Source organism: Thiocapsa imhoffii, assembly GCF_016583985.1.
GTDB classification, from domain to species: domain Bacteria; phylum Pseudomonadota; class Gammaproteobacteria; order Chromatiales; family Chromatiaceae; genus Thiocapsa; species Thiocapsa imhoffii.
Map to the genome: position 1 here is coordinate 40419 of NZ_NRSD01000028.1, position 10233 is coordinate 50651.

The following is a 10233-nucleotide window of genomic DNA, read 5'->3' on the forward strand; positions in this document are numbered from 1 at the left end:
CGATCGATCGCGGCTTGGATGCAGAGTACGGGGGCGAGCCTGACGAAACCCTGTGCGCCCTTGTCAGCAAACGGTCAGCTTGGGTCGGTCCATAATGGGATCCATGCACACCCAGTCATTCCGTCGTCGACTTTTGGCCGCCCTCGTGGCGTTCGCTCTGGCCCCGGCCTCGTCGCTCACGGATTCCCGCGAGCAGGCAGGCACTGGCGTGGCGCGTCATGATCACGACCGGGCCCGGCACGCCCTGCAGCAGGGCGAGGTCCAGCCGATCGCCGAGATCCTGCGACGGGTCGCGGACGCGGTCCCGGGGGAGGTCATCGAGGTGGAGCTCGAACGTGAGACGTGGCTCGGCAAGCGACTCTGGGTCTACGAGATCAAGCTCATCGCGCCGGACGGCCGACTGCTGGAGGTACTGGTCGATGCCACGACGGCCGAGATCCTCACGGTGGGGGAGGACTGATGCGCCTGCTCCTAGTCGAGGACGATGTCCGGCTCGCCGAGGGCTTGATCGCCGCGCTGACGGGAGCGGGTTTCGTCGTCGATCACGAGGCCGACGGCGAGTTCGCCTGGTTTAAGGGCGATACCGAGCGCTACGCGGCGGCGATCCTGGATCTTGGGCTGCCGAGCATGGACGGGCTCTCGATCCTGCGTAAATGGCGGGCGAACGGGCAACGCTTTCCGGTGCTGATCCTCACCGCTCGGGGTGATTGGAGCGAGCGAGTCGAGGGCATCGACGCCGGTGCCGACGACTATCTGCCCAAGCCCTTCCGGATGGAGGAGCTTTTGGCGCGTCTGCGTGCCCTGGTGCGCCGGTCTGCGGGCCAAGCCAGCGCCGTGCTCGTCAACGGCCCGCTCGTACTCGATACCCGCCGGATGGCCGTGACGGTCGAGGGCGTCCCGATCCATTTTTCCCCGCAGGAATACCGACTCGTCAGTTATCTGATGCAGCACGCCGGGCGCGTCGTCTCCCAGCTTGAGATCACCGAGCGCGAGATTCGCACCGGCAGGGTCCAGCGGCTCGCCAAGGCTTACCCGGACGAGGTCATGCCGCTGGTCGGCGCCGACATGCTCGCAACCATCTAACGTACCCCGGAGGGCGCGCGGCTAGCCTGGCGGCTGGTTGCGCCCGAGCAGGTCCGAACCGTGGTCTTCGCCGACGACCTGCTGGAGTTGCTGGGCAACCTGCTCGAGAACGCGGCCAAATGGGCGCGGACCGGGGTGGACATTCGGGTGACCGCTGATGATCGTGTCCGGATCGGCATTGAGGACGACGGTCCCGGTGTAACAACAGAGCAGACGGCGAGACTGGGCGAGCGCGGCCTGCGTCTCGACGAGCGCAGAGAAGGCAGTGGCCTGGGACTTGCCATCGCCCGGGACGTGGTGGATGCTTATGGCGGGGCGCTGGTTTTTGAGCGTGCAAGCCAAGGTGGGCTTGCAGTGTGGGTTCATCTGCCGATGGATCAGTCCGGAAAGAGCCCGTAGAGAGGTAAGATCGAACCACCGACCCTACCGTGTGAAGACAGGTCTAGGCGGAAGCGCTCGATCTCCTCCGGGGAGTAGGCCGCGACGACCTCGAGATGGCCCCACACCGGTTGCGGCCAGCAGGGGTCACCCGGTCGCCGGCCGATGACATGGATGTGCAGCTGCGGGACCAAGTTGCCGATCCAGGCGACGTTGACCCTGGGATAGCCCAGCGTCCCGCTCAGGTGGTCCGAGATCCGCTTGCAATCGGCGAGCACCGCCTCGCGCTGGACGCTCGGCAGGTCGAGTAGATTAGCCAGATCGGTCTCGGGGACCAGGATGAACCAGGGGAGCGCGGCATTGCGATGCAACAGCAGATGGGTCGCAGTGAGGGGTCCGATCTGATGGCAATCGGCGCGCAGCTGGGGGTGGAGGATGAAGCGAGTCATGGACGCCCGCACGATGGATCAAGGGGTGGTGCGGCATCATGCCGCATCCGCCGTGCTTGGAGAAGATCACCATGAAGCGCATCCCGGCCGCTGTCCACTCCCCGCCCGACAATCCTTCATCTCGCCTTGATCGACCAATGCCTTGAGAATCGGACTCTGGCGCAGGGTCTCGGAGACCTGTAGCGTGGTGCTGGCCGCCGTGACGTCCTCGACAAAGTCGACATTGCTCGCGCGCCTCGGCGGCGACCGATGTCGTATTCAGGGTAGGGTCGTCTGGCCTCCCACATCTCGGAGCATTGAGCCATGTTTCTCGATCCTTTCCACGCGGCCGAAGACGGCACGCTCCGCATCTCCGCGTCGCAAGGCAGCGTCTTCGCCAAGGCGGTCGCGGGTGACTTCAATCCAATCCACGATGTCACGAATCCACGCTTCTGTGTCCCTGGCGATCTCCTCTTTGCGCTTGTCCTCGCCGGATGTGGACTGGCGAGTCGGATGACCTTTCGCTTCACCGGAATGGTCGGAGCGGATACCGCATTGAAGGTGATTGAGAGCGGTGCCGAGGTCGTGGTCGAGACGGCCGACGGCAAGCCCTGTCTTGAGGTCGAGCGTTCGGGGCAAGTGACCCGGGATGTGAGCTTGACTGAATCGCTGGTGCGCCGCTACGTGGCCTTTTCGGGCCAGAACTTTCCGCACATCCTGGTGCCGCTCATGGAACAGCAGGGTGTCATGATCAACCCGGATCGGCCCCTGGTGATCTATGACCGGATGTCGTTCGAGCTGGACCGATTGGACTGCCGCGACCTGGACATTGCACTGGAATCGACCGAGCTGGAGGTGAAGGGCAAGCGCGGCGAGGCCCGCCTCGGGTTCCGCCTGACGGTCGCCGGGGAGGCGGTTGGGCAAGGCGCGAAGACCCTCATCCTGAGCGGCTTGCGGCCCTATGAGCCCGCGGCGTTACGGGGATTGGTCGAGCGCTATGCCGGGTGGAAGGCAGCCTATCTCGCTGGCGTCTGAGCGCATTGTGCGTGTCTGGCGCAGCGAACGGTTGTTGCGGCTGCCGGCGTCGGCCAAGTCCCAGAGCCCCACAGGCTAACCATTGCATGCACGGGCGCCGGCCGGCCGCGATCTGGCAAGACTCAAACCGCTCTGTTGGGCTGGCTCGTTGGGCATTGGCTTGACCAGGGTCCGGCAATCGCCTATCAGAGGATCTGCGGGATCTTCCGCACCTCTTGCTCGAAGGACTGTTCCAGGACGGGGTCATCACTGCCGAAGCGGACATGGACGAAGGCAGTGACCTCTGGACCTTGTTGCGCCCAGGCGATGAGTTGCTGGCCGACCTCACGCTCTAAGGCTGCACGCACTCACTCGTCAATCATCTGCTGCCGCAGTTTGGGATCCAGACCCGCGTGGCTCGCATGGGCGGGGCCACCTTCATGCGTGGACGGTCAGCGGTGTGTGCCTCTCAAACCGCATCGCGAATTACTGGAGCTATGTCCTTGTGAAAACTATCAATTGCGAAAGACTCACTGTGCCATTGCGGTTCTACTGGGTGTTGCTGAGTTGGCTGCCCCTTGCCCCGGTCATGGCCGCCGACTGGCAGGGTACCTTGTCGGATGGTTCGCATGTCGAGGTGGATGCGGCCACGCATCGGGCCTGGCATCGACAAGGAGACAGGGTGGAGCCCTTGTGGGATGGCGTGCACCAACTCCAGGATGGCTCGGTGGTGATCGTCCGCCATGGCATCGTGCTGCCCACCCAGCAGATGCTGGAGACCTGGATGCGTTCACCCGAAGAGAAATCACGGCTCGCGACACCGGCTTGTGACGATTTGGTCAAACAGGTCTGCGGCGAGGATAACCGCTGCGCGACGTCGCAACCCTGTGGTCTGGCACATCAGTTACGCGACATGGCGGAGGGCAAGTTGGACAAGGGGACGGACCCTGCTGCGCGAGTCAGGACCGGTGACCAATGTCGCGAGGCGCTCGCGAATCCGTTCTTTGTGCGCTGCGATTGATCCATCGGCCTCCGCCAAGGCGCTTATGTGCGACAGCATACCGATAGCCATCACTACTGCGCCTATAGTGGCAGAGTGTGGCAATGGTTTAGTCGGACGCTCTCAGATAAGCGTTCTCGCACGCTTCAGAGACAGGCATCAAACTCGCCCAACCGCCTCAAGGCGCGAACGGTCAGGGCTACGGCATGGGTCCGGGCATGATGAACGGGTACGGCCCTGGAAAGCGCGGCGGCAAGGCGGGCCTGTTCGGCGGGGCGGGCGTGGGGCAGATGCCCTCGCGTCTGGGGTATCTCAAGGTACGGCGCGATCCCACGCCGGGAGTCTGGTTCGGCCTCGGCATGATAGGGCTGATCGGCTGGTCGGTGGTGGTGCCGACGCTGCTCGGCGCGGCGCTGGGGCTCTGGCTCGACGCACACTATCCCGCCTCCCATTCCTGGACGCTGGCGCTGCTGGTGGCTGGGCTCACGCTGGGCTGCTTCAATGCCTGGAACTCGGTCACCAAGGAAGAACGGGCGGTTGCAGGAGGCGGCGGCGAACATTCCAGACGAAGTGAGCGCGTGCTTCGATGGCGCCGACAAGTTAAGCGACCAAGACCGCGCAAGCATCGTCGAGATTGGCCACGCTGCACTCGAAGACTTCCTGTCCAAAGCGGGCCTCAAGCCCGACGCCACACCCAAGAGGACGTATGATGAATCTGCTGACCCCCGAATCGCTGGCCGAATTGGTTTCGGCGCAACAACCGCCGTGTCTCTCGCTCTACCAGCCGACGCACCGACACCATCCGGACAACCAGCAGGATCCCATCCGCTTCGGCAATCTGGTCAAGCAGTTGGCGGCATCGCTGCTGGAGAAACATTCGCCCGCCGAGGCCAAGCCGCTTTTGGAACCCTTTGAAGCGCTCGCCCGGGATCAAGCCTTTTGGGACCATACGCTCGATGGACTGGCCGTGCTGAGCGGGTCGGGCCTGTTGCGCGTGTTCCTGCTGCAACGGCCGGTCGACGAACGGGTCGTCGTCGCCGACAGTTTTCATACCAAGCCCTTGCGACGCATGTTGCAATCGCTGGATCGTTACCAGGTTCTTGAATTATCGCGCCACCGCATTCGCCTGTTCGAGGGCAACCGCGATGCGCTTGATGAGATCGAACCCGCGCCAAGCGTGCCTCGCACCATCGAGGACGCTCTGGGCTGGGAATTGACCGATCCGCACCAGACGGTCTCTTCTCATGGTGGCGTCGGCCAGGGACACCTGCCCATGCATCACAGCACGGGCGGTAAAAAGGACGAAGTCGACCTGGACGCCGAGAAATACTTCCGTGCCGTCGACCGTGCGGTGCTGGAACAGCACTCCAACCCTTCGGGTTTGCCTCTGATCCTGGCGGCTTTGCCCGAGCATCACCATCTCTTTCACACCGTCAGCCACAACCCGTTTCTGGTGGCCGATGGCATCACGCTCAACACGGCCGCGCTGCCGCTCGATGAGTTCCGGGTGCTCGCCTGGCAGACCGTTGAACCCGAGTATCGGGCGCGACTGACCACGCTGGTCGAGGCATTCGAACAAGCCAGGGCCAAGCAACTGGGCAGCGACGACCTGGCCCAGGTGGCCGAAGCGGCCATCAATGGACGGGTCGCGACGCTGCTGATCGAGGCCGACCGTCAACTGGCCGGCCGGCTCGACAGCACAACAGGCCGGATCGAATCCGCTGGATTGAGCCACCCGGAAGTCGATGACCTGCTCGACGACCTAGGCGAGATCGTCGCTGCGGCCGGTGGCCGGGTTGTGGTCATGCCATCTCAGTGCCTGCCGACGCAGACCGGCGTCGCGGCGGTTTTCCGGTTCTGAGCCGATCGTTAATGCAACCCAACCCTAAGGCGCAAACCATGCGAATCCAGATCAACACCGACCGCAATATCGAAATCGATGAGACGATGGAGGCGCCACTGCGTGACACAGTGGAGGATGCCTTAAGTCGATTCAGCGATCACATCACGCGCGTGGAGATCCATCTCAGCGATGAGAGCGCCGACAGAAGCGGCCCGCACGACATGCGATGCATGATGGAAGCCCGTCTGGAAGGCCGCCAGCCGATTGCCATCACCCATCAGGCCGCGACCATGGAGCAGGCCGTCAACGGCGCCGCCGAGAAATTGACCAGCGCCATCGAGAGTATTCTCGGTCGGCAGCGCGCTCAGCGCCAGCGCCTTCAGCAAGCCGATGCACTCCCGGACGAAGCGACGTCGCCGGACGAGCCATGAGCGACACCGACACCACCGCCAGCCTGCGCCACAAGATCGGGAGCGCCGGTGATGATCTCCAAGCCGTCGTCCACACCACGAAATCGCTGGCCGTGTCGAGCATCGTCCAGTACGAGCCTTGAATAGGCACACCCACGAACCCGCCGCATCACGGGAGAATCTCCGAGCATGATCACGACACTCCGTCATGACTGGCAAGCAATGCGATCGAGCTTCTGGTTCGTCCCCGCCCTGATGGTGCTGAATGCCGTGGTGCTGGCGATCCTCCTGATCACCCTGGACGCGCGTGTCGATCTGCATCTGGCGGCGCACTGGCCACTGCTCTTCGGTGCCAGCGCGGACGGGGCCCGTGGGCTGCTCACGACCGTTGCCAGCTCCATGATCACGGTGGCCGGCGTGGTGTTCTCAATCACCCTCGTGGCCCTCTCTCTGACTTCCAGCCAGTACAGTTCGCGCGTCATTCGCAACTTTATGCGCGATCGCATCAACCAATGGGTGCTCGGCGTCTTCCTCGGCATCTTCGCCTATTGCCTGGTGGTTCTGCGGACGATTCGCGGGGGTGACGAGGGGGCCTTCGTCCCGGCGCTGGCGGTGCTGGCCGGACTGCTGCTCGCCTTCGTCGGCATTGCGGTGCTGATCCACTTCATCCATCACATTGCGACCAGCATCCAGGCGTCGAGCATCGTGGCCACGGTCGCGCAGGAGACGCTCGCGGCCGTGGATCACCTGTTTCCGGAGGTATTGGGAGAGGATGACGACGAGGGCGCGGACGACACCCTGGCGAGCGCGATCGCCAGCCAGACCTGGCTGGCCGTTCCGGCCAGCAAGACCGGCTACGTCGAAACGCTCGACGCCGACGCGCTGCTGGATGTCGCCCGAACACTGGAGACGCTCCTGCGAATGGAGCATGGCATCGGGGATTTCGTTGTGGCGGGCACGCCACTGGTCTCGCTGCTCGATCCGGGCGACCTGGACGACGCGACCACGGCCAGACTGAACGCGATCTATGTCATCGCGCGCCAGCGCACAGTGGAGCAGGATGTCGCCTTCGGCATCCGCCAGATTGTCGACATTGCCATGAAGGCCCTGTCGCCCGGCATTAATGACACCACGACCGCGGTGATGTGCGTGGATCAGTTGACGGCGATCCTGGCCCAATTGGCGACGCGCCGGATTGCCGCGCCGCATTGGCGGGATCAGGGAGTGTTGCGCGTGATGGCCCGCGGTCCGAGCTTCGAGGGCCTGTTGGGCGAAGGCTTCGAGCAGATTCGGCAGAATGCCGAAGGGAATGTCGCCGTTCTGTTACGGCTGCTTGGCGCGCTGGAAACCATCGCCGGTATGACCAGAAGCCAATACCGGCGGCTGGTTCTCGAGCAAAAAGTCGAGGAGATCGCCGAGGCGGCCGAGCGCCGCATCGCGTCGCCGCGTGACCGCGACCGGCTCGCGAAACGGGTGATGCGGGTGCGCGAAGCCCTGTTCGCGGGGCCCGTGTCGTTTGTCCGGACAGACCAAACCTGAATCAGGGCGAGGAGCACCCCATGCCGTTCCAAATCACGACCGATTGTCATAACAAATGCGAAGATGGCTGTGCCGCCGGGTCAAACCATGGGTGCGGGCGATCTTGCTCGGATCGATGTGCTGCGGGTTCATCGACTCGGTCATGGCGCAGGAACCGCTCGACCATGGAGGAGCACCGCAGAAACCTATCACCCCCACCAAGGAGGAGCTTTCCGCGGTCGCCGCCAAGGTTGACGTCACTCCTGTCACGCAGGACGAAGATATTCGCAAGCGACTCCAAACCGTGTTGAACGCGACCGACTGGTTCACTGACCCGCAAGTCAGGGTCGAGGAAGGCGTCGTCTTCATCAATGGTCAAGAGGCAAGACCACTGAAGGATGCGGAAAATCTCTTGCCTGTGACGTCCGACACGGCGATTTCCGAGAAGCGCACGAAAGAAACAAGGCCATAGGGTCAAGGGGTAGAGCGAGCGTCGGCTATCCGTGCAACTGCGGACTCCGGCCGGCGAAACGCCAGCGTCGGGATCCGGCCGCGTCCTTCCACTTCAGACCTTTCGAATCGGGTGACCGCTAATGGGGCGGAACAGTCACCAGGAGAGGCGGCTCGACTGACAGCAACGCGTGTTGACCTACCTTCGGAGCGGTTCGGTTGGCGCGCCTTCCGGCCGAGTCCCATCGCCCCGTAGTTCCGGATCCGATCGGCGCTCCGACCCTGCAATTTTCCACGAGACGCCGCGCTTGCTGAGGATCACGGCCGTGTATCGCCGGTTGTGGTGTGGCCCTAACGCTCAATGGTTTCGTAGCGACGAATTGAACGTCGAGACCGACGATGAACTGGCCAACCCAAGGGGCGGATACTCGCGATCCGTCGGATGTCGCCGTTGATCCCACCCCGGACGATCCCCTGCTTGTTCTTCCAGAATAAATACCCCTAAGAATCAACAGCGGATAGGTGCGCCGCCGCACAGAGCCTGTGAAACCGCAAGGGGATAATTGCTTTCATGCCTGGTACCCCGCCTCACGAGGGGTGAGGCCATCATCACCGAGAACGGGAACTTCAATGTCTCAACGCGCCCGTCTTGCCCAATTCTCGCGACTTGTTCTGATTGCCGCCTTTGCGCTAACCGGATGTCACTCGGAAGAGTCGGTCGAGCACGGCAAAGGAAGTGCGGAGGTCGGCGAAGCGTCCTGGTACGGCCCCGGATTTCAAGGCAACGAAACGGCGAGCGGCGAGACCTTCGATCAGAACAAGATGACGGCTGCTCATCCAACGTTGCCGATGGGGACCACGGCCAAAGTGACCAACCTCGAGAACGACAAGAAGGTCGAGGTCAGGATCAATGATCGTGGGCCTTACGAGGGGGATCGGGTTATCGATCTTTCGCGCGCAGCGGCCAGTCGGCTGGACATGGTAGACGACGGAACTTCCCAGGTCAGAATCGAGGCTCAGGCTCAGCCGCATACGGACTCCGACAACACCTCTCGATAGAGAGTGAAATAGTCCGGTGCAATCACGTGAGCGACAACACACGGCCTTGGCATCGATAGGAAGACATACTGTGGAGGCCGTACTATGAAGCCCGGCGCTGGTCCGGGGCTAACGACCTAGTGCGCCCGAATTTGGCACCTGACCCCCTGGCGACACTAAGAATTGCCCCCCATGGTGACATGAATCTGTGTTTCCCCTCAGTTCGCCGCCCCGGCCCGCGCCGCTCGCGCGCCCCCGAGCAGGCCGGCACGGCGCTTCTCGCGTAATCGGTAACTCTCCCCACGGATGGTGACGACGTGGCTGTGGTGCAGCAGCCGGTCGAGGATGGCGGTCGCCATGACTGGATCGCCGAACACCTCGCCCCATTCGCCGACGCTGCGGTTGGAGGTCACCAGAAGGCTCCCGCGCTCGTAGCGGCGCGAGGCGAGCTGGAAGAACAGGTGCGCGGCATGAGGCTCCAGGGGGAGATAGCCCAGCTCGTCGATTAATGTGGAGCTCCACGAGCTGAGCTATCTGCCGATGAACCGCCAGGGCCTCTACAACCTCTTTCAGCTCATCAACGGTCTCTACGAGTATCGCTGGGTGCTTCTTACCACTAACAAGGACTTCACCAACTGGGGCGAGTTCTTCTGCGATGAGAACGTCGCCGTGCCCATCGTCTACCATCTCATCCATCACTCACACGTCTTCCTGAAATCAACTCCTTGTTGCGTTTTTAGGGTGCCCCATCGCGTTGGGGACCACTCTCAGCGATCCGACCAATATTCTGACGGTGCAGACACCGCCCACCCCTTCATCCATTGATCTAACATAACACCGCCAGGGTCTGATCGCCGTACCAGTGCCGCAATGTCTCCAGGGTCACGTCCGTCGGGGTCGAGGCATCGCGGTCGTTCATCAGGCATCTCCATGTGTCCTGGTCGAGGATTCCAGAGCATACCGACCGCACAGGCTCACAGAGTGAGCCTGTGGCCGTGGGGAGATGAAAAAATGGAGCGGTTCCGAACAGACGGGGCGGGAAGGGGGAGGGTGGTGATCCCCAAAACGACA

General features: G+C 62.9%; 15 protein-coding genes and 1 pseudogene. 13 read left to right on the plus strand and 3 right to left on the minus strand.

What is annotated here, in order from left to right; translation table 11 throughout:
- Window positions 1-103 precede the first annotated feature (103 nt).
- Genes CKO25_RS18440 through CKO25_RS18450 form a run of 3 tightly spaced genes read left to right on the plus strand, consistent with a single transcriptional unit; the run spans window position 104 to window position 1482 of the window.
- On the plus strand, window positions 104-460 hold the full coding sequence (locus tag CKO25_RS18440) for a PepSY domain-containing protein (protein WP_338115170.1): 357 nt from the start codon (window positions 104-106) through the stop codon (window positions 458-460).
- Window positions 460-1083 (plus strand): response regulator transcription factor, encoded by a 624-nt coding sequence (locus CKO25_RS18445; protein ID WP_242467727.1) that lies wholly within the window; start codon window positions 460-462, stop codon window positions 1081-1083. The genes CKO25_RS18440 and CKO25_RS18445 overlap by 1 nt, the downstream gene beginning before the upstream one ends.
- Window positions 1084-1143: 60 nt before the next feature.
- Window positions 1144-1482 (plus strand): ATP-binding protein, encoded by a 339-nt coding sequence (locus CKO25_RS18450; protein ID WP_338115171.1) that lies wholly within the window; start codon window positions 1144-1146, stop codon window positions 1480-1482.
- Here the strand turns inward: CKO25_RS18450 and CKO25_RS18455 are convergent.
- Entirely contained in the window at window positions 1461-1910 is a 450-nt protein-coding gene (locus CKO25_RS18455) for an HIT domain-containing protein (RefSeq protein ID WP_200389420.1), read from the minus strand. The genes CKO25_RS18450 and CKO25_RS18455 overlap by 22 nt on opposite strands.
- A 303-nt stretch (window positions 1911-2213) precedes the next feature.
- On the opposite strand from CKO25_RS18455, the gene CKO25_RS18460 reads away from it, so the two are divergent.
- A complete protein-coding gene (locus CKO25_RS18460; protein ID WP_200389421.1) occupies window positions 2214-2924 on the plus strand; it encodes a DUF3581 family protein in 711 nt (236 codons plus the stop codon).
- 185 nt (window positions 2925-3109) lie between these two features.
- Here the strand turns inward: CKO25_RS18460 and CKO25_RS18465 are convergent, their stop codons facing one another.
- Entirely contained in the window at window positions 3110-3271 is a 162-nt protein-coding gene (locus CKO25_RS18465; RefSeq protein WP_200389422.1) for a hypothetical protein, read from the minus strand.
- Window positions 3272-3408: 137 nt separating this feature from the next.
- Between CKO25_RS18465 and CKO25_RS18470 the strand changes: the two genes are divergently transcribed.
- The 8 genes from CKO25_RS18470 to CKO25_RS18500 all read left to right on the plus strand — a co-directional run bounded on the left by CKO25_RS18470 (window position 3409) and on the right by CKO25_RS18500 (window position 9183).
- Window positions 3409-3924: a hypothetical protein gene (locus tag CKO25_RS18470; protein ID WP_200389423.1), complete on the plus strand. Its 516-nt coding sequence runs from the start codon at window positions 3409-3411 to the stop codon at window positions 3922-3924.
- A 197-nt stretch (window positions 3925-4121) separates the two neighbouring features.
- On the plus strand, window positions 4122-4613 hold the full coding sequence (locus CKO25_RS21675) for an AtpZ/AtpI family protein (RefSeq protein ID WP_276569050.1): 492 nt from the start codon (window positions 4122-4124) through the stop codon (window positions 4611-4613).
- On the plus strand, window positions 4610-5764 hold the full coding sequence (locus tag CKO25_RS18480) for a baeRF3 domain-containing protein (RefSeq protein ID WP_338115172.1): 1155 nt from the start codon (window positions 4610-4612) through the stop codon (window positions 5762-5764). Before CKO25_RS21675 ends, CKO25_RS18480 begins: the two co-directional genes overlap by 4 nt.
- A gap of 11 nt (window positions 5765-5775) precedes the next feature.
- Window positions 5776-6177: an HPF/RaiA family ribosome-associated protein gene (locus tag CKO25_RS18485; RefSeq protein WP_242467728.1), complete on the plus strand. Its 402-nt coding sequence runs from the start codon at window positions 5776-5778 to the stop codon at window positions 6175-6177.
- The gene (locus CKO25_RS21680) at window positions 6174-6299 is read left to right on the plus strand and encodes a hypothetical protein (RefSeq protein WP_276569051.1); all 126 of its coding nucleotides are present in this window, start codon (window positions 6174-6176) and stop codon (window positions 6297-6299) included. The genes CKO25_RS18485 and CKO25_RS21680 overlap by 4 nt, the downstream gene beginning before the upstream one ends.
- 79 nt (window positions 6300-6378) lie before the next feature.
- A complete protein-coding gene (locus CKO25_RS18490) occupies window positions 6379-7695 on the plus strand; it encodes a DUF2254 domain-containing protein (protein ID WP_276569054.1) in 1317 nt (438 codons plus the stop codon).
- 142 nt (window positions 7696-7837) lie between these two features.
- Window positions 7838-8146 (plus strand): hypothetical protein, encoded by a 309-nt coding sequence (locus tag CKO25_RS18495; RefSeq protein WP_242467730.1) that lies wholly within the window; start codon window positions 7838-7840, stop codon window positions 8144-8146.
- Window positions 8147-8754: 608 nt separating this feature from the next.
- Entirely contained in the window at window positions 8755-9183 is a 429-nt protein-coding gene (locus CKO25_RS18500; RefSeq protein WP_200389426.1) for a septal ring lytic transglycosylase RlpA family protein, read from the plus strand.
- 197 nt (window positions 9184-9380) lie between these two features.
- Here the strand turns inward: CKO25_RS18500 and CKO25_RS18505 are convergent.
- Window positions 9381-9671: pseudogene (locus tag CKO25_RS18505) on the minus strand (ATP-binding protein); the annotation flags it as partial.
- Between the two features lies 1 nt (window position 9672).
- Here CKO25_RS18505 and CKO25_RS21685 point away from each other — a divergent pair.
- Window positions 9673-9987: an ATP-binding protein gene (locus CKO25_RS21685; protein WP_338115173.1), complete on the plus strand. Its 315-nt coding sequence runs from the start codon at window positions 9673-9675 to the stop codon at window positions 9985-9987.
- Window positions 9988-10233: the final 246 nt, after the last annotated feature.

Coding starts and splice junctions, on each gene's coding strand:
- CKO25_RS18440 (WP_338115170.1), top strand. CDS start 104: ATGCACACCCAGTCATTCCGTCGTCGACTTTTGGCCGCCCTCGTGGCG.
- CKO25_RS18445 (WP_242467727.1), top strand. CDS start 460: ATGCGCCTGCTCCTAGTCGAGGACGATGTCCGGCTCGCCGAGGGCTTG.
- CKO25_RS18455 (WP_200389420.1), bottom strand. CDS start 1,910: ATGACTCGCTTCATCCTCCACCCCCAGCTGCGCGCCGATTGCCATCAG.
- CKO25_RS18460 (WP_200389421.1), top strand. CDS start 2,214: ATGTTTCTCGATCCTTTCCACGCGGCCGAAGACGGCACGCTCCGCATC.
- CKO25_RS21675 (WP_276569050.1), top strand. CDS start 4,122: ATGATGAACGGGTACGGCCCTGGAAAGCGCGGCGGCAAGGCGGGCCTG.
- CKO25_RS18480 (WP_338115172.1), top strand. CDS start 4,610: ATGATGAATCTGCTGACCCCCGAATCGCTGGCCGAATTGGTTTCGGCG.
- CKO25_RS18485 (WP_242467728.1), top strand. CDS start 5,776: ATGCAACCCAACCCTAAGGCGCAAACCATGCGAATCCAGATCAACACC.
- CKO25_RS21680 (WP_276569051.1), top strand. CDS start 6,174: ATGAGCGACACCGACACCACCGCCAGCCTGCGCCACAAGATCGGGAGC.
- CKO25_RS18490 (WP_276569054.1), top strand. CDS start 6,379: ATGCGATCGAGCTTCTGGTTCGTCCCCGCCCTGATGGTGCTGAATGCC.
- CKO25_RS18495 (WP_242467730.1), top strand. CDS start 7,838: ATGGCGCAGGAACCGCTCGACCATGGAGGAGCACCGCAGAAACCTATC.
- CKO25_RS18500 (WP_200389426.1), top strand. CDS start 8,755: ATGTCTCAACGCGCCCGTCTTGCCCAATTCTCGCGACTTGTTCTGATT.